Raw genomic sequence first — 17,374 nt, forward strand, 5'->3', positions numbered from 1 at the left:
AAGCACCGGAACCAACGGAGGGCCTGGGGTGGGTGATCACATCAATCCTGACCAATGGTACATTCAATATGGAATGGACTTAAGTGGGGCTGTCAGCACGAGAGTTTATGCCGCGTTTGATTCTCACGTCACAATATATCACCCACACGATCCAAAAAAAGACACGGGAAAAGTCTACGGTGCGCAAATATTCGCCAGATCAGATAACGATATGGTTGGCGTATTTTATCAACATATCACTTCTGTTCCCGCGGGCATTAAAATCGGCGCTAATATTAAAAAAGGGGACCTTCTTGGGGAGGTGTTTATCGTCAAAGACAGTGGAATGCAGCCGCATTTGCATTGGGCATTGGTGGAAATTATTGGCGGGGCACCTGGCGGAAGGTATGTTGGAGTAAATTTACATATAAAACTTCTGGCAAAAGCTAATACGTCCGAGACTTTCCCCGTAACCTTTAATCAGGACGGAACTCCGCCCACTATGACTTGATCGGGGGATACAGCATGACAAGAAACGGTCTTTCAATGCGCCGTATGGTAGTCCGTCTGGACGGATTTGCTGATGATAAATCCGAGGGCAAGTAAGATGAAGGCTGAGAAGCTCGCCTCTGTCTTTTCGCAACGCAAGGCGACGCGCTTGAAGCCTTTGAGTTTTCCGAAGGTCTGCTCGATGTGGGCACTGGCTCTGTAGAGCGCCTTTGGGAAAGAAGACGGGCTTCGTCTTGGCGTTGGCCTTGTAGGGAATGAATCGTCCAATCCGCGTCCGTCATCCGTATCAGCATGGGCGAGCCTCCCCAAAACTGCCACCCTATGAATGATCGATCGGCAGCCGCGGGAAGCCCGCAGAGATCAATCCGTCCACACGACCTGGGCCGGGCGGCGCCCCTACTTGTTGCGGCCGAGCAGCACCAGCCAGCCGACTCCGATCACGCACACCATCGCGCCGACGGTGATGAAGGCCGGGGTGCCGAGATCCATGAAGCGGGGGGCGAGCTGCGTCGCGAAGGCGGCGACGATCAGGGCCACGGCGATGCGGGCGGCGGCGCGCTCGATGCCGCGGGTGAGCTTCTCGATCCCCTTGAGCTCGATCTCGACGGTGACGCGGCCCTGCTTCAGGCGCACCAGCATCAGGTGGATCAGCGTCGGCAGTTCGGAGGCCGCGCCGAACAGGCCGGCGCCCACCGCCTCGACCTTGCGGGTGAGACCCTTGATCGAGAATTGCGACTGAAGCTTGCGCTTCACGGTCGGGCCCGCCGCCGTGAACAGGTCGAAGTTCGGGTCGAGCTGGCGCATCACGCCATCGGCGGTGACCAGGCCCTTGAACAGGATGGCGAGGTCGGTGGGCATGGCGAGATCGTTCTCGCGGGCCATAGTCATGAAATCGGTGAGCAGCGCGCCGAAATCGAGCGAGGCGCCGGTGTGGCGCGCGATGAAGGCCTGCGACGAGGCCTCCAGCTTGGTCAGGTCCGGGTTGCTCGATCCGGTCCAGTCGAGCAGCACCGCCATCAGCCCGTCGGAATCCTCCTTGAGCATCGCGCCGATCAGCATCAGCAGCTGCATGCGGCGGCGCTCGGACAGGCGCCCGATGATTCCGAAATCGATGAAGCCGATCCGGTCGTCGGTCATGATCAGCATGTTGCCGGGATGCGGATCGGCGTGGAACACGCCCTCGATCAGCGCCATCTGCAGGAAGGCGTCGGTGCCCTTCTGGGCCAGAACCACCTTGTCGATGCCGGCGGCATCCAGGCGGGCGTGATCGTTGGGCGGGATGCCGTGCACAAATTCCTGCACGAGCACGCGCTCGGAGGTCCATTCCCAGTGGATCTTGGGGATCACGATGTCGGCGCGGTCGGCGAAGATCGCCGCGATGGTCTCGCAGTTGCGCGCCTCGTTGATGAGGTCGAGCTCGCCATAAAGCCCGGAGGCCAGGTGGCGCATCTGCTCCTGGGGCTGGTAGCGGCCGAATTCCGGCCACTCGTTGACGACGATGCGGGTGGCGTGGCCGAGCAGCCGCAAGTCGGCTTCGATGATCTTGCGCAGGCCCGGGCGCAGCACCTTCACCACCACGTCCTCGCCGGTATGCAGGCGGGCGCGGTAGACCTGGGCGATGGAGGCGGCGGCCAGCGGAACGATGTCGAATTCCGCGAACACCTCGTCGGGGGGCGCGCCGAGATCGGCTTCGAGCTGCGGACGGATGCGCTCCCAGGGGATCGGCGAGACCTGGCTGTGGAGCTTCTCCAGCTCCTCGGTCCATTCCGGGGTGAGCAAATCCGGCCGGCTCGCCAGGATCTGCCCGAGCTTGACGAAGGTCGGGCCCAACGCCTCGATGGCCCGCCGCACCCGCTGGGGCTGGGACAGGCGGGCGATATCCACACGGGGGGCCCGGCGCTTGGCGAAGCGCGCCACATGGGCGATGCCGAGGCGCTCGACGACCTTGGTGACCCCGTAGCCGATGAGGACGGCCGCGATCTCCCCGAGGCGTTGCCGGTCGCGGGCGGCGACGAAGGCGGTTTTCAGCATGTGCGCAAGGGACCCGGCTGGGGGGGAAGGTCGGCGGCGAACCCGGAGGACGCCTCCGGGCTTGGTTAAGGCCGGGCTAGCCCCGTGGCGAGGCCGAAGTTTGGCGGACGGGTCACGAACCCGGGTTCGGCGGATTCGCCCCAGGGGCGATCTCACGCTAGACAGGCGCCTTCCCGCGCCCTCGGGGCGCCTTTCGCGAGATGAGCGATGCCAGGCACGCCCCGCGCCGGAATCATTCCGGTGACGCCCTTCCAGCAGAATTGCACCCTGATCTGGTCCGACGAGACCAAGGTCGGCGCCGTGGTCGATCCGGGCGGCGACCTCGACCGGATCGAGGCCGCCATCGCGGCGCAGGGGATCACCATCGAGAAGATTCTGCTCACCCACGGCCATATCGACCATGCGGGCGGCGCCGACGAATTGCGCGAGCGCCTCGGCGTACCGATCGAGGGTCCGCACGAGGCCGACCGCTACCTGCTCGACAGCCTGCCGGAGACCGGCGCCAATTACGGCCTCGACGGCGCCCGCGCGGTCACGCCGGACCGCTGGCTCGTGGAGGGCGACGCGGTTTCGGTGGGCGGCCTCATCTTCGATATCCTGCACGCGCCGGGCCATTCGCCGGGCAGCGTGGTGTTCGTGAGCCGGGACGCGCGCTTCGCGCTGGTGGGCGACGTGGTGTTCAAGGGCTCGGTCGGCCGCACCGACCTACCGGGCGGCAGTCACGACCAGCTGATCCGGGCGATCAAGGAGAAGGTCCTGCCGCTCGGCGACGACGTCGCCTTCATCCCCGGCCACGGCCCCACCAGCACGCTCGGCGAGGAGCGGATGACCAACCCGTTCCTGCAGGATTGAGCTTGCGCGACTGAGTTTTCGGGATCGAGGGCACCGCGGCGGGAGCGGCGGGAGCCCGGTGCCGCGCCACCCGCGCCCCATCCGACACAAGCGTGGACGGGCCGGTGATCCGGACCCGGCGCGGTCCCGAAAACAATGCTTTTTCAAGGCGGACCGCCTATAAGCAAGGCAACGACGCATCGCAGGCGTGTCCGAGGCTCGAGCCGGGGCACGAAGGATCACGCGAAGACCCGCCTGCCCGAGGAACTTCATGTCCGACACGACCCAAAGCTCAGACGCCACCCACAACCTCGCCGCCGATGCCTACGGCGCGGAATCGATCCGGGTCCTCAAGGGCCTCGACGCCGTGCGCAAGCGGCCGGGCATGTATATCGGCGATACCGATGACGGCTCGGGTCTGCACCACATGGTCTACGAGGTGGTGGACAACGCCATCGACGAGGCGCTCGCGGGTCACGCGGACCTCGTCACCGTCATGCTCAACGCCGACGGCTCGGTGACGGTGTCGGACAACGGCCGCGGCATCCCCACCGACATCCACAAGGAGGAGGGGGTCTCGGCCGCCGAGGTCATCATGACCCAGCTCCATGCGGGCGGTAAGTTCGACCAGAATTCCTACAAGGTCTCGGGCGGCCTGCACGGCGTCGGTGTCTCGGTGGTCAACGCCCTGTCGCAATGGCTTCGCCTGCGCATCTGGCGCAATGGCAAGGAGCACGCGATGGAGTTCCGCCACGGCGACGCGGTGTCGCCGCTGGTGGTGGTCGCCGACGGCAACGGACGGCGCGGCACCGAGGTGTCGTTCCTGCCCTCCACCGACACCTTCACGATGATCGAGTTCGACTTCGCCACGCTGGAAAAGCGCCTGCGCGAACTCGCCTTCCTCAATTCCGGCGTGCGCATCGTCATCACCGACGCGCGCCATGCCGAGCACAAGCGCGAGGAGCTGTATTACGAAGGCGGCATCGAGGCCTTCGTGCGCTACCTCGACCGTTCGCGCAAACCCATCGACGGCATCGCCAAGCCGGTCTTCGTGCGGGCCGAGCGCGACAACATCCGGGTCGAGGTCGCCCTGTGGTGGAACGACTCGTTCAACGAGACCGTGCTGCCGTTCACCAACAACATCCCGCAGCGCGACGGCGGCACCCACATGGCCGGGTTCCGCGCCGCCCTGACGCGCCAGATCACCGGCTATGCCGAGTCCTCGGGCATCGCCAAGCGCGAAAAGATCTCGCTCACCGGCGAGGATTGCCGCGAGGGGCTCACCGCCGTCATCTCGGTGCAGGTGCCCGACCCCAAATTCTCGTCGCAGACCAAGGACAAGCTGGTCTCGTCGGAAGTCCGCCCGGCCGTCGAGAACGTGCTCAACGAGGGCCTGTCGAACTGGCTCGAGGAGAACCCGGCCCAGGCCCGGTCGGTGATGGGCAAGGTGATCCTGGCCGCCTCCGCCCGCGAGGCGGCGCGCAAGGCGCGCGAGACCGTGACCCGCAAGGGCGTGCTCGACATCGCCTCGCTGCCCGGCAAGCTCGCCGATTGCCAGGAGCGCGACCCGTCGAAATGCGAGATCCTGCTGGTGGAGGGTGATTCCGCCGGCGGATCGGCCAAGCAGGGCCGCGACCGCGCCTTCCAGGCGGTGCTGCCGTTGCGCGGCAAGATCCTCAACGTCGAGCGCGTGCGGGCCGACCGGATGCTGTCCTCCGTCGAGATCGGCAACCTGATCACGGCGCTCGGCGCCGGCATCGGCCGCTCGTCCACCGACCGCGAGGGCTTCAACCCGGACAAGCTGCGCTACCACCGCATCATCATCATGACCGATGCCGATGTCGACGGCTCGCACATTCGCACGCTGTTGCTGACGTTCTTCTTCCGGCAGATGCCGGAATTGATCGAGCGCGGACACGTCTACATCGCCCAGCCGCCGCTCTACAAAGCCGCCAAGGGCAAGAGCGCGATCTACCTGAAGGACGAGCGCGCGCTCGAGGATTACCTCATCGATGCCGGCGTCGACGGGGCGGTGCTGCGGCTCGCCTCCGGCACCGAGTTCGGCGGCGCGCAGCTGAAGTCCCTCGTCGACGAGGCGCGCCAGTTCCGCGGGCTGATGCAGGCGCTCCACACCCGCTACGACCGCGCGGTGGTGGAACAGGCGATGATCGCCGGCGCCTTCGCCCTCAACGTCGACGAGAACGCCGCCGAGGCCGAGATCCTGGCCGATACGGTCGCCCGCCGCATGGACCGGATCGCCGAGGATATCGAGCAGGGCTGGGAGGGCGCGGTACAGGAGGGCGGCTACAGCCTGAGCCGGACCCTGCGCGGGGTGAAGCAGGTCTCGCTGCTGGACGCGCACCTGATCGCCTCGCAGGAGGCGCGCCGGCTCTCGGACCGGGCCGAGGCCCTGCGCGAGATCTACGAGGAGCCGGTGACCTACGCCCGCAAGGGCGACGAGACCGTGTTGCACGGCCCCGTCGGCCTGTTCGAGGCGGTGATGGCCTTCGGCCGCAAGGGCTTGCAGCTCCAGCGCTACAAGGGCCTCGGCGAGATGAACCCGCAGCAGCTCTGGGAAACCACCCTCGACAGCGAAGTTCGCTCGCTGCTCCAGGTCCGGATCAAGGACACCCAGGACGCCGACGACCTGTTCGTGAAGCTGATGGGCGACGTGGTGGAGCCCCGCCGCGAGTTCATCCAGGACAACGCGCTGAGCGTCTCCAACCTCGACGTGTGATCCGGGGACCGATCTATCGAGGTATCGGAGCGATCGGACGCGGCGTGAGGCCGGCTCCGCGGCTTGACCGTGCGCGCCCGTCTCCCGAAAGGAGACGGCGATCGGCATGACGGCCGAACCAGGATTCCTGCGCTTGCTGCAAACTCCCCAGATGCCGAAGGACGACACGACGGTCGTCCGGCTGCTTCAGGCGGCATCGGGGCGGCGGTCGATGGTGCTCCATCTGATCATCGTCGTGGTGCTGCTCGCCACCGCACAGGGCTTCGACGGCGCGGTGCATTCGGCCAGCCACGGCGTCGTGCTCGGCATCTACGCCCTGTGCTCGCTCTGCCTCGGGCTCGCCGATTGGCGGAGGGCCCATCGCGCGCAAAGCCGGGGAGACCAGGGCGGCGGCACCGAGTGGCTCGCCTGGACCGCGACGCTGCTCAATGCCGGCGTCGCCCTGTTCGTCGTGGTCGAGCACATGATGGTCGGCGCGCTCGCCACCGAGGAGACCGCCAGCGCCGTGAGCCGGCTGCCGGCCTTCCTGCTCCTGCTCCAGACCGGACTGAGCATGCGGGTCTGGCACACGGCCCTGTTCGCCGGCCTGGTCTCGCTCGCCTGGGGCGGCACGATCCTGCTCGCCGCCATCGACCCCGACCACGCCCTGCTGGGCCCGCACGTGACCCTGGACGAGGAGGTTCCCGGCCTCCTCACCTTCATGGCGGCGAGCCTCGTGGTCATCGATGGGGTGCGCCGGCTGCGCTCCGCCGTCACCACCGCCCTGCGCATGGAACACGAGCGGACGGCGCTCGCCCGCTTCGTGCCCGACAGCGTCGCGGTGGAACTCGCCCGCGACGGCGGCCTCGGCGCCGTCCGGTCGCGCCATGCCTGCCTGTTCGCCCTCGACATCCGCGGCTTCTCCGCCTTCACCCGGAGCCATGCGCAGGAGGAGGTGGTGCGGGCGCTGCTGGACGTGCGCGCCCTGACCCATGTGGCGGTGACCCAGCATGGCGGCATCGTCGACAAGTATGTCGGCGACGGCATCCTCGCCCAGTTCGTGGTCGGGCGCCCCGAAACGCAGGCCGAGGCCGCCCTGGCCTGCGCCCGGACCATCGCGGCGCGCCTGGCGGACCTGAACCACGCGCGCCGGCGCGGCGATCTCCCGGCCCTGCGCATCACCGTGGCGCTGCATTCCGGCGAGGTCCTCGTCGGGGTCTTCGACGACGGCCATCGCGCGGAATTCACGGTGCTCGGACCGGCGATGAACCAGCTCGCCCGGATCGAGGCCCGCGCCAAGGCCGACGACCTGCCGCTCGCGGCCTCCGAGACCTTCCTGCAGCTCCTCGGCCCCGGATCACGCAACCACATCGATCTCGACGCCATCGCGTTGTCGGAGTGCCGCGATACCGGAAACCTCCCGCTGTATGCTGTCGGCTTGCGGGAGAGTCGGACGGTTTAGGGCGCCGCCCGCGACGCGGTTGCGGGTTCGTCGCGGACATGCCCCTCCGCATCAGCGTCTAGCGCTCGGCCAGACGCGCCGGCCCGGTCAGGGACGGCGACGGGGCCGCGGATGTGGTGTCCGCCTTGTCGATCGGCACGATAACGCGCAGCATCGTCGCGGGTTTCCGCCCCACCGTAAGTGCGCTCCACCACGTCGCGGGTGACGTAGACCTGCAGGGTCGCCGGGCCGAAATTGTAGCCGACGAAGGCCGCCCACCGCGATCTGGCCCTGGCGCTGGTAACCGGGAAAGCGGGTCGGCAGATCGCTCGATCCGAACGCCACCGCGCCGACCTCCCATTGGCCGAACTTCTTCGTCGCCGTGAGATCGAGGTTGAGGTAGTCCGGCTAGACCGTGCCCTGGGGCGAGACCGGATCGAGGAAGATTCCGTAGAGCAGGTTGGCGGTCAGGTTCCAGCCATTACCGGTGTCGCTCGCCGCGAAGCGATGGCTGAGCGAGGCGGTCTGGGTCAGGAACCGCGTCTCGACAGGCAGGTAACCGCCGAACAGGTAGCTCACGCCGACGTTGTCGCCGAGGTCCCAGGCGAGCTGGCCGGCGAGCAGGGGCTGGCCGATGCCGCTCTGATAGGGCGTGCCGCGCGGACTCGCGGCCACGGCGGGCTGGATCGCGATCAGGTTCAGGCGCGCACCGAGCAGCGTCCACGGCGTCGACCAGACGAAGGCCGGCAGGTTGATGGTCGATTCAGACTGGAGCGGGCGCGTGTCCCGCACGCCGAAGCTCGACGTGTTCACGAAATACAGGCCCACCGGGAGCTGTGCGCCGGTGGGCAGGCCCACGGTCTGCCCCGGCTGCGCCGCGGAACCGGCCACCCTACCACGACCCGCGCTCGCTCTATTCCCAGCGCAACGGCACCGGCCAAATCCTCGGCCAGCCGATGCTGTCGGAAGGCGCCGGCAACCACGCTTCGCAGCGGACCATCGGCGTGTCGCGTCGAGAGATGGGCGCGCCGCATTGGGCTGCGGGCACCACGCGCCGCCGCGCCCGCTGATCCGGTCTTCGGGGCGGCTCGGTCCGCTCCGGCTCAACCGCGTCTTCCCCGCTCACCCGACCGTCGCAAACCCGAGGACCACCGTGGACAACATCATCGAGGGCGTTTCGAACTTCCAGGGCAACGTCTTTCCCGGCCAGAAGGCGATCTACCAGCGTCTGGTCCGGGACGGGCAGAAGCCCAAGGCGCTCATCATCGCCTGCGCGGATTCCCGGGTCTCGCCGGAGCACATCACCCGGGCCGAGCCGGGCGAACTCTTCGTCTGCCGCAACGCCGGCAACATCGTCCCTCCGTATTCGCAGGCGAATGGCGGTGTCTCGTCGGCCATCGAATACGCAGTGGTCGCCCTTGGGGTGCGCGACATCGTGGTCTGCGGCCACTCGGATTGCGGGGCGATGAAGGGGCTGTGCGATCCCGCGGCCCTCGACGCCATGCCCAATGTCGCGGCCTGGCTGCGCCATAGCCATGCCGCCAGCCAGATCGTCTGCGAAGCCTATCCGCAGGACCTCTCGGCGAAGGACCGGACGCACGCGCTCGCCCTCGAGAACGTCGTGGTCCAGCTCAACCTTCTGCGAACCCATCCGAGCGTCGCGGCCAGCATCGCCAAGGGCGAATTGCGCCTGCACGGCTGGTTCTTCGCCATCGAGACCGACGCGATCCTCACCTACGACACGGTCCAGGGCGTCTTCGCCCCGATCGGCGACGAGCCGGGGGCCGGGCGACCGCCGGTGGTCCCGCCGACCCTGCGCGTCGCCGCGCCCGAGATCGCCCGGTCCCGGCCCCGGACCCGCGCAGCGGGATGAACTGCGGTCAGGTCGCCGTCTTCAGCGATCACACGGGCTTGGAATAGTAATCCCGGTACCAAGCGACGAAGGCCGGGATGCCCACCGACAGGGGCGTTTCCGGCACGCGCCCCAACAGCGCGCGCAGCAGATCGGTGCTCGCATGGGTGTGGGGGACGTCGCCCGGCGGCAGCGGCTTGAGGATGCGGGTCGCGGTCCGTCCGAGGGCGCGTTCGAGTTCGTCGATCATCGCATCGAGGCGCACCGGCCGGCCGCCGCCGAGATTGACGAGGCGATAGGGCGCCACCGGGCTCAACGTGTCGGCGTCGCAGACCGGGCCGGCGGCCCCGGGCAGGGGCGGGGGCCGGTGGATCAGGCCATCGATCGCGGCCACGAGGTCGTCGACATAGGTGAAATCGCGCACCGCCTCGCCCCCGGCGAAGACCTCGATCGGCTCACCACCCAGGATTTTCTTGGTGAACAGGAACAGGGCCATGTCGGGCCGGCCCCACGGGCCGTAGACCGTGAAGAACCGGAACGCCGTCGTGGGGATGCCGAACAGGTGACTGTAGGAATGGGTCATCGCCTCGCCGGCGAGCTTGGAGGCGGCATAGAGGGTGAGCGGCGTCACCGCCCGGTCGGTCTCGCGGAACGGCATCGCGGTGTTGCCGCCATAGGCCGAACTCGTGGAGGCGAACAGGAGGTGGCGCACGGGATGCGCCCGCACCGCCTCGATGAGGTTGGCGGTGCCGACGAGGTTGGATTCGACATAGGCGCCGGGGTTTTCCAGGCTGTGGCGCACGCCCGCCTGCGCGGCGAGGTGGACCACCACGTCGGGGCGCGCCTGCGCCATCGCCGCCAGGACCGCGCCGGGGGTCTCGAGCCGGGCCTCCACCACGGAGAAGCCCGCATGGGCGCCGAGCCGGGCGTGCCGGGCGCGCTTGAGCGCGACGTCGTAATAATCGCTGAAGCCGTCGAACCCGATGACGGTGTGGCCCGCCTCGATCAGCCTTTGGCTGAGATGGTAGCCGATGAAGCCGGCACTGCCGGTCACGAGGACGCGCATCGGGTCCCTTGAGGGTGCGAAACGGCGGATGCCGTGGTGTGCCTACACCCCGGCATCCGGCAGCTCAAGAAACCGCGTCCGTGTCGTCCCTTTAGAACACGTGCCGCAGGATGAAGAACAGTCCGCCCGCCAGCGTGATCGCCGCCGGCAGGGTCAGCACCCAGGCCAGGGCCATGTTGCGCACGGTGGAGGCCTGGAGGCCGGACCCGTTGGCCGCCATGGTGCCGGCGACGCCGCTCGACAGGATGTGCGTGGTCGAGACCGGCAGGCCGTAGAGTTCGGCGAGCCCGATGGTACCGGCGGCGACCATTTCGGCCGAGGCGCCCTGCGCGTAGGTGAGATGGGTCTTGCCGATCTTCTCGCCCACGGTGACGACGATGCGCTTCCAGCCGACCATGGTGCCGAGGCCCAGCGCCAGGGCGACGGTGACCTTCACCCAGGTCGGGATGTAGCGGGTGCCGTCGTTGAGCAGGCCCGAATAGGCCTTCAGGGTCTTGGTGTCGTCGGGCGAGAGCGTGGCGCCGGAGGACGGCAGCAGGCGGACCGCGTCGGAGGCGAGGTACATGTCGTTGCGCAGGTTCGGGGTGGCCGCCGCCGGCACCTGCCGGATCGTGCCGTGCTTCTGCACCGACGCCGCGATGTCGTTGGAGAGCGAGGCCAGGGCCGCGAAGACGACGGGTTCGTTGAGGACCTTGGTGCGCAGGGCCTCGGCGACCTGGGCGCGGGCCTTGGCCGCGTCGGGGGTCGGCGCGCCGGCGGCGCGGGCCGAGAACACCGTGCTCGCCGCCTGCGATTGCTGCACGAAGATCGGCGTGCTCTCGTCCGACATGGTGCGGTTGAGGGCGTAGGCCGTGGGCGCCGCGCCGATGAGGATGAGCATGATCAGGCCCATGCCCTTCTGCCCGTCATTGCCGCCGTGGAAGAACGAGACCAGGGTGCAGGTGAGGATCAGCAGGCTGCGGATCCACAGCGGGGGCGGGGCATCGCCCTTGGGCGCCTCGTAGAGGTCCTTGCGCTTCACCAGCGCCTTCATGGCCAGAAGCAGCACGGCCGCCAGGACGAAGCCCAGCACCGGCGAGAGCAGCAGGCCCTCGAGCACCTTGAACGCCTGGCCCCATTCGACGCCGGAGGTTCCCTCGCCGCCCGAGGCCATGAGCTGGTTGGCGAGGCCGACGCCGATCACGGAGCCGATCAGCGCGTGAGAGGACGAATTCGGCAGGCCGAGCGCCCAGGTGCCGAGGTTCCACAGGATCGCGGCGATGAGCAGCGAGAAGATCATCGCATAGCCGGCCGACGAACCGACCTGCAGGATCAGCTCCACCGGCAGCAGGGTGACGATGGCGTAGGCGACGGCCCCCGACGACAGCATCACGCCGAGGAAATTGAAGGTGCCCGACCAGATCACCGCCACCATGGGCGGCATCGAATGGGTGTAGATCACCGTCGCCACCGCGTTGGCGGTGTCGTGGAAGCCGTTCACGAATTCGAAGGCGAGGGCGATCAGGAGCGCCAGGGCCAGCAGCGCGAACGCGCCGATGGCGAGCGGGGATTCGCCCACCGCGTTCATGTCCTGGATCAGGCTGAACAGCGCATAGGCGAGCCCCGCCACCAGCACGAGCAGAAAGGCGATGACGCCGGTGGGGTGAATTCCGTGGTCGAGCTTCGGCCCCTGGCGGGCCTCCGCGACGGGCTGAGCGGGATCGATCCCGGCGATGGCGGCATCAGACATGGCAGCGGAACTCGCGCAGGAGGAACATGGTCGTGCGGCGATAGCCCTGGAACATATCAGGATGGTGACATGTCGCAGGATCGAAACGGATTAGTAATCCTTCTGCACCGTGCGGTCGCGCCGCGAGCATCACCGGGCCGGCCCGGTCCCGCCCGGACCAAATTCTGTGCGCTGCAGCACACTTAAGCAGTAGGACTTGTTTGCCGAGCGAAGAACGCCAGATATAACAGCATCATGACGTCGCTGCGTCCCGTCACGCCGAATTCGGTGAGACCGGTCTTGCCCGAGAGAGACGCCCGTACGCGGTGCGTGGACGGCAGACCACTGGGGCGCGATGCGCTGTTCCGAATCATCCCTGCCGGGCCCCGCGCCCGCGAATCACGTTTTTTCGCGAGTCAGACACTCCATGAACCAGATCGTCCGTATGTCACAGGTCGGCGAGGTCGATGCGGTTGCCGAGCCGTCCGCGTCGTTGCGCGTTCCGTTCGCGCAGTCGGGGGCCTTCGTGTGCAAGTTCATCATCGGCGAGCCGAACGACCGGGCCGTCTGCTGCGGCGCCCCGGTGCCGGACGGCAAGAGCTGGTGCGCCTTCCACCGCAAGATCGTGTTCGAGCCGGCGCGTCCCGGCCGGGTGCGCTGAACCACCGGCCTTCACCGGGCTCCGCCAGACCCACGAAAAACCCCGCCGAGCGCTCGGCGGGGTTTTTCGTGTGAGGTCCTAATCGTCCGAATCGTCGGATTGGTAGGGCCGGTAGCTCTGCAGGCGCCGGCCATCGGGCAGCACGATGGTGCGGGACCGAACCACGAGGTAGCCGGCCTCGCGGGCCTGGCGGATGCGGCGGGCGCGGTCGTCCTCGAACAGGTCGCCGAAGCCGCCCGCCGGCATCAGGCCGTTGGTGTAGCCGTAGCGCACCCGCGGCGATGCGATCGGGAAGGCGGGATCGTCCTCCGACGGCACGGGCTGGCGCGCGACCATCCGGACATCGGCGCCTCGGATCAGGACCGACGGGCGCACCACCGCGATGCCACGCGACCGGTCATGCTCCCGGCCGCCAGAATGGGCCGCGATCCGGAGATTCTTTCGCGCGAGGGTGTGCACGGCGACGGCGCGGTGCTTCGCCTTGGCCGGGAGAGCCACCGCATGGCGTACCGGCCGCGCGGCAGCAGCCTGCACCGGCTTCGGGGCCGCGTCCGGCGCCTGCGCGACGCTCGGACCCGGCGCGATCGCCTTGGGCGCCTCCTGAGTCGCGGTGGCCGCGCTGCCGCGCACCGGCGGATCGGTCCAGGTCCGGTCGGCCTTCCCCATCGGGGCGGCGTCCTGCGCCTGCACCACCAGGGTCGGCGAGAGGGCGAGAATGGCCCCGAGCAAGGCAGGGCCGAGCCAGCGGTGAGCGTCGATCGGCATGGTGCTCTCCCCTGCGGCCTTGCGGCACGCACTGCGAGACACGGCGAATCGCTTGGGACTCGCCCGCCTCGGCACGCAGAAGGTTAAGGAAGTCTTCACCGCGCGTCCAGAAAGTATAAATCGTACGGGGCGCCTCAGACGAGCCCCGGCGCCGGCGCCTCGCCGTCGAGTACGCGGCGCGCCTGGTCGCGGTCGAGATCGCCTTCCCAGGCCGCGACGACGACGGTGGCGACGCAATTGCCGATGAGGTTGCCCACCGCGCGGGCCATGCCGACGAACCAGTCCACCGACAGCACCAGCACGAGGCCGATGGCCGGGATGCTCGGCACCGCGTTGAGGGTGGCGGCCAGGATCACGATGGCCGAGCCCGGCACGCCGTGCGCGCCCTTCGAGGTGACGAGGGAGACGCCGAGCACGAGCAGGAGATCGCCGAAGCTCAGCGGCGTATTCGTCGCCTGGGCGATGAACACCACCGCCAGCGTCAGGTAGATCGAGAAGGCGTCGAGGTTGAACGAGTAGCCGGTGGGGACCACGAGCCCGACCACCGAATCCTTGACGCCGAGATGGACGAGCTTGCGCATGATCTGCGGCAGCACCGCATCGGACGACGCGGTAGCGAGCACGATGGTGAGTTCCTCGCGCAGGTAGCCGATGAACTTGATGATGTTGAGCCCGGCGAGCCGCATCACCACGCCGAGGACCACGAGGACGAAGAACGCCACCGCCACGTAGAACAGGGCGACCAGCGAGACGAGCTGCTGCAGCGAACCGACGCCGTAGCGGCCCACCGTGTAGGCGACGGCGCCGAGGACGCCGAACGGTGCGAGCCGGACGATCAGGCTCATCGCCTTGAACAGTACGGTGGAGAGGGATTCGATCAGGCCGGTGACGCGCGCGCCGGTCTCGCCGCCGACGAGCGCGAGGCTGATGCCGAAGAGGATCGCGAAGAACAGCACCTGGAGCACGTCGTTGCGGGCGAGCGCGTCGAACGACGTCGTCGGAATGATGTTGAGGAGGAAGCTGCCGATGCCGGCGCCCTGGAGTTTGTGGGCGTTCTCGGCGTAGGCGCTGAGCGCCTTCGGGTCGAGGGTGGCGGTGTCCACGTTCATGCCGTGGCCGGGACCGAACAGGTAGGCGAGGAAGAGACCCACCGCGAGGGCGACGGTGGTCATCACCTCGAAGTAGATCAGCGCCTTGACGCCGACCCGGCCGACCTTCTTGAGGTCGCCGGCCCCGGCGATGCCGTGGACGACGACGCAGAACACGATCGGCGCGACGATCATCGAGATCAGCTTGAGGAAGGCGTCGCTGAACACCTTGAGCGAGACCGCGAAGGCGGGCGACGCCATCCCGATGACGATGCCCAGGAGCAGCGCCACCACCACCTGCACGAACAGGGATTTGTAGAGCGGCGCACGCGGGACCGTCACGGGCGTTGACAGGCTGAGGGTCGACATCGGCATCCTCCTCGCGGGACCGCACCGAACCCCAGCAACAAGAAACGTGCCGCCGGCCCACAACCGTGAAGACGTTGTCCCGAAGAGGGCGTTGCGGATTGAGGGCCGCCGCCACACATGGCATCGTCGGCGGGGACCGCACGCATTGCCGAGGCGTCGTGGCCAAGGCGTCGTGCCGCGTATCCCCCGCCCGATCCGGGACCTTTTCGTTGACGCTCCACAATCGCCCCCGGCGTGGAGAGGAGAGCCATTCATGAGACGACTTCTGCCGGCCATCGCATTCGGCCTCGGTGCCGCCCTGGCGGCGAGCCCGACCCTCGCGCAGACGGCGGCGCCCGCGACCCCGGCCGCCGCCCCGCCGACCGTCGAGAGCCTGGTTCTCAACGGCAAGGGCGAGACCATCGGCAAGATCACCCTGCGGGACGGTGCCAGTGCGCTTGTGATGCGGATGGCGATCCAGCCCGGCGGATTGCCGCCCGGCTGGCACGGCATTCACTTCCACGCCGTCGGCGATTGTTCGGACACCGAGAAATTCGAGAAGTCGAAGGCCCACGTGAACCACGACCAGAGCAAGCACGGGCTGCTCAACCCGGACGGCCCGGACGAGGGCGACCTGCCCAACGTCTACGCCAATGCCGACGGCTCGGTGAATGCCGAGGTCTCGAGCGAGACACCGCTGACGGGCGAGGGCGGCCTGAAGGACGGCGACGGTTCGGCCCTGATCATCCACGCCAACGAGGACGACCACACCACCCAGCCGATCGGCGGGGCCGGCGCACGCATCGCCTGCGCGGTGATCAAGTAGAACCGGAATACGCCGCGGTTCACGCCTGCGGCGATAGCTTGTGGTCCTCTCCTCCGGGAGGGGACCTTCCTTCGGGAAACTTGGCGCGGGTGGCCGAAAGCTGAGGCTTGGTACCAGCCGCTTTCTGCCCTGAGCAGCTTCTCGCCGTTGCCACCTTTTCCCCGATGAGGTAAGGGATATTCCTTACTAAGCATCGGAGACTGTCATGGCAGCCCTTGTTCGCGAGCGGAGCAAGATCACCGCAAAGGGCCAGACGACGGTTCCCAAGGCCGTGCGTCAGGCGCTCGGCGTGAGTTACGGCGGCGAAATCGCCTATGTCGTAGACGAGGGCGGTCGTGTGAGCCTGCTCGGGCCGGAGGATGAGACGGACCCCGTGATCGATGGGTTCCTGACGTTCCTCGCGCAGGACATGGCCCGCAACCCGTCGCACATTTCGGCTTTCCCCGCCGGCCTTGCGGACCGCATGGCTGAGCTCACGGCCGGGATGAATGTCGATCTCGACGAGGATATCGACGGGGCCATGACCCTCTGAGTCATGGTCATCAACGGCTGGACGATCTTCGCCCATTCTCTGTTCCTCGATCAGATCGAGAGGGCGACGGCGGCCGTCGCGGCGATCAAGGCGGCCGATCCGAAGGGCTATCAGGGCACGGCGCAGGCGAAGCTTCTCGTAATGCTCGCCAAGTTGATCTTCGAGACGATCCCCGCCGATCCGACGCGGCAGGAGTATCGCCAAGGCGATACGCTCGGACAGGACCGGAAGCATTGGTTCAGGGCCAAGTTTGGCAATGGCCGTTTCCGGCTGTTTTTCCGCTACGACAGCAAGACGAAAGTGATCATCTTTGCCTGGGTGAACGATGAGACCACGTTGCGGACCTACGGCTCAAAGACGGACGCCTATCACGTCTTCAAGGGGATGCTCGACAAGGGCAATCCCCCCGACGACTGGAAGGCGTTGCTCGCAGCGGCCTCGGCACAGGAGGCCGTCAAGCAGCTAGCCCGTCTTATTCATCAGGCTGTTGCGGACGGTGGGTTCTGGGCTGATGGCGAGCGGGATCGCGCGTCTGTTTTGACGCGTGTGGATTGGGATTGCTCTGTGGGCGCTGGAGGGGCGGGATCGGGTTCGTCGGGGCGTCGCAGCCCCGTGGTTCAGGCCGGTGCCGGGGCGAGCACGGTCGCGAGGTGGCGTAGCAGGTCGGCCTCAGGGCAGGCGGCGGCGAAGGCGAGGCGGACGCGGGCCGTGGTTTCTCGAATGCGGGCCCCGAGCTTGAGCAGCCGGAGCCGGATCGTCGTGAACTCGGCCCTGGCGAGGCGGTGGGTGGTCGGGATGGCGTCGCGCACGGTGAGCATCAGCCAGTAGGCGGCGGTGTGCATGACGAGCCGCATCTGGTTGGCGGCGGGGTTTCGGCAGGAGGTGCGGTCGGAGGCGAGCTGGCCCTTGTGGAGCTTGATCAGGTTCTCGGCCTGCCCACGGGCGCAGTAGAGTTCGGCGTAGAGCCATTCCGGCGTGCCGGTGGCGATGTTCGTGACCACATATCGGATGTCGAGGCCC

Annotated in this window: 14 protein-coding genes and 2 pseudogenes; 9 read left to right on the forward strand and 7 right to left on the reverse strand. The window is 67.6% G+C overall.

What is annotated here, in order from left to right:
• Positions 1-28 precede the first annotated feature (28 nt).
• Positions 29-490 (forward strand): peptidoglycan DD-metalloendopeptidase family protein, encoded by a 462-nt coding sequence (locus tag G3T14_RS03575; RefSeq protein WP_163640089.1) that lies wholly within the window; start codon positions 29-31, stop codon positions 488-490.
• 395 nt (positions 491-885) lie between these two features.
• On the opposite strand, the gene G3T14_RS03580 is transcribed toward G3T14_RS03575, so the two are convergent.
• The gene (locus G3T14_RS03580; RefSeq protein WP_163640091.1) at positions 886-2,520 is read right to left on the reverse strand and encodes an AarF/UbiB family protein; all 1,635 of its coding nucleotides are present in this window, start codon (positions 2,518-2,520) and stop codon (positions 886-888) included.
• Positions 2,521-2,727: 207 nt separating this feature from the next.
• Here G3T14_RS03580 and G3T14_RS03585 point away from each other — a divergent pair, with 207 nt between their 5' ends.
• The 3 genes from G3T14_RS03585 (at position 2,728) to G3T14_RS03595 (ending at position 7,529) form a co-directional block, all read left to right on the forward strand.
• Complete coding sequence (locus tag G3T14_RS03585; RefSeq protein ID WP_163640093.1) at positions 2,728-3,372, forward strand: MBL fold metallo-hydrolase; 645 nt, start codon at positions 2,728-2,730, stop codon at positions 3,370-3,372.
• Positions 3,373-3,622: 250 nt separating this feature from the next.
• Positions 3,623-6,088 carry a DNA topoisomerase (ATP-hydrolyzing) subunit B gene (gene gyrB, locus G3T14_RS03590; protein WP_163640095.1) on the forward strand — a complete coding sequence of 822 codons (2,466 nt, stop codon included), beginning with the start codon at positions 3,623-3,625 and terminating at the stop codon, positions 6,086-6,088.
• A gap of 106 nt (positions 6,089-6,194) precedes the next feature.
• Complete coding sequence (locus G3T14_RS03595; protein WP_246732887.1) at positions 6,195-7,529, forward strand: adenylate/guanylate cyclase domain-containing protein; 1,335 nt, start codon at positions 6,195-6,197, stop codon at positions 7,527-7,529.
• A gap of 58 nt (positions 7,530-7,587) precedes the next feature.
• Here G3T14_RS03595 and G3T14_RS03600 read toward each other — a convergent pair.
• A pseudogene (locus tag G3T14_RS03600) lies at positions 7,588-8,399 on the reverse strand (transporter).
• Between the two features lie 262 nt (positions 8,400-8,661).
• Between G3T14_RS03600 and G3T14_RS03605 the strand changes: the two are divergent.
• Entirely contained in the window at positions 8,662-9,381 is a 720-nt protein-coding gene (locus tag G3T14_RS03605; protein ID WP_163640097.1) for a carbonic anhydrase, read from the forward strand.
• A 28-nt stretch (positions 9,382-9,409) separates the two neighbouring features.
• On the opposite strand, the gene G3T14_RS03610 is transcribed toward G3T14_RS03605, so the two are convergent.
• The gene (locus tag G3T14_RS03610) at positions 9,410-10,426 is read right to left on the reverse strand and encodes an NAD-dependent epimerase/dehydratase family protein (RefSeq protein ID WP_163640099.1); all 1,017 of its coding nucleotides are present in this window, start codon (positions 10,424-10,426) and stop codon (positions 9,410-9,412) included.
• Positions 10,427-10,517: 91 nt separating this feature from the next.
• A complete protein-coding gene (locus tag G3T14_RS03615) occupies positions 10,518-12,155 on the reverse strand; it encodes an inorganic phosphate transporter (protein ID WP_163640101.1) in 1,638 nt (545 codons plus the stop codon).
• 406 nt (positions 12,156-12,561) lie between these two features.
• Here G3T14_RS03615 and G3T14_RS03620 point away from each other — a divergent pair, with 406 nt between their 5' ends.
• Positions 12,562-12,795 carry a hypothetical protein gene (locus tag G3T14_RS03620; protein WP_163640103.1) on the forward strand — a complete coding sequence of 78 codons (234 nt, stop codon included), beginning with the start codon at positions 12,562-12,564 and terminating at the stop codon, positions 12,793-12,795.
• 78 nt (positions 12,796-12,873) lie between these two features.
• Here the strand turns inward: G3T14_RS03620 and G3T14_RS03625 are convergent, their stop codons facing one another.
• Positions 12,874-13,560 carry a hypothetical protein gene (locus G3T14_RS03625; protein WP_163640105.1) on the reverse strand — a complete coding sequence of 229 codons (687 nt, stop codon included), beginning with the start codon at positions 13,558-13,560 and terminating at the stop codon, positions 12,874-12,876.
• Positions 13,561-13,694: 134 nt separating this feature from the next.
• Positions 13,695-15,017 carry a C4-dicarboxylate transporter DctA gene (dctA, locus tag G3T14_RS03630; protein WP_163640107.1) on the reverse strand — a complete coding sequence of 441 codons (1,323 nt, stop codon included), beginning with the start codon at positions 15,015-15,017 and terminating at the stop codon, positions 13,695-13,697.
• 253 nt (positions 15,018-15,270) lie between these two features.
• Between dctA and G3T14_RS03635 the strand changes: the two genes are divergently transcribed.
• From G3T14_RS03635 to G3T14_RS03645, 3 genes and pseudogenes are all read left to right on the forward strand, one after another.
• Positions 15,271-15,822 (forward strand): superoxide dismutase family protein, encoded by a 552-nt coding sequence (locus tag G3T14_RS03635; protein WP_163640109.1) that lies wholly within the window; start codon positions 15,271-15,273, stop codon positions 15,820-15,822.
• Positions 15,823-16,027: 205 nt separating this feature from the next.
• On the forward strand, positions 16,028-16,354 hold the full coding sequence (locus tag G3T14_RS03640) for a type II toxin-antitoxin system PrlF family antitoxin (RefSeq protein WP_163640111.1): 327 nt from the start codon (positions 16,028-16,030) through the stop codon (positions 16,352-16,354).
• A gap of 3 nt (positions 16,355-16,357) precedes the next feature.
• Positions 16,358-16,780 (forward strand): annotated as a pseudogene (locus tag G3T14_RS03645) (type II toxin-antitoxin system YhaV family toxin); the annotation flags it as partial.
• Between the two features lie 191 nt (positions 16,781-16,971).
• Here G3T14_RS03645 and G3T14_RS03650 read toward each other — a convergent pair.
• Positions 16,972-17,374: transposase (locus G3T14_RS03650; protein ID WP_163640118.1), on the reverse strand; the 403-nt coding region annotated here is incomplete at its 5' end.

The sequence above is a fragment of the Methylobacterium sp. BTF04 genome (assembly GCF_010692745.1).
Classification (GTDB): domain Bacteria; phylum Pseudomonadota; class Alphaproteobacteria; order Rhizobiales; family Beijerinckiaceae; genus Methylobacterium.

Coding starts and splice junctions, on each gene's coding strand:
- G3T14_RS03620 (WP_163640103.1), top strand. CDS start 12,562: ATGAACCAGATCGTCCGTATGTCACAGGTCGGCGAGGTCGATGCGGTT.
- G3T14_RS03640 (WP_163640111.1), top strand. CDS start 16,028: ATGGCAGCCCTTGTTCGCGAGCGGAGCAAGATCACCGCAAAGGGCCAG.
- G3T14_RS03615 (WP_163640101.1), bottom strand. CDS start 12,155: ATGTCTGATGCCGCCATCGCCGGGATCGATCCCGCTCAGCCCGTCGCG.
- G3T14_RS03625 (WP_163640105.1), bottom strand. CDS start 13,560: ATGCCGATCGACGCTCACCGCTGGCTCGGCCCTGCCTTGCTCGGGGCC.
- G3T14_RS03580 (WP_163640091.1), bottom strand. CDS start 2,520: ATGCTGAAAACCGCCTTCGTCGCCGCCCGCGACCGGCAACGCCTCGGG.
- G3T14_RS03635 (WP_163640109.1), top strand. CDS start 15,271: ATGAGACGACTTCTGCCGGCCATCGCATTCGGCCTCGGTGCCGCCCTG.
- G3T14_RS03610 (WP_163640099.1), bottom strand. CDS start 10,426: ATGCGCGTCCTCGTGACCGGCAGTGCCGGCTTCATCGGCTACCATCTC.
- dctA (WP_163640107.1), bottom strand. CDS start 15,017: ATGTCGACCCTCAGCCTGTCAACGCCCGTGACGGTCCCGCGTGCGCCG.
- G3T14_RS03585 (WP_163640093.1), top strand. CDS start 2,728: ATGCCAGGCACGCCCCGCGCCGGAATCATTCCGGTGACGCCCTTCCAG.
- gyrB (WP_163640095.1), top strand. CDS start 3,623: ATGTCCGACACGACCCAAAGCTCAGACGCCACCCACAACCTCGCCGCC.
- G3T14_RS03595 (WP_246732887.1), top strand. CDS start 6,195: ATGACGGCCGAACCAGGATTCCTGCGCTTGCTGCAAACTCCCCAGATG.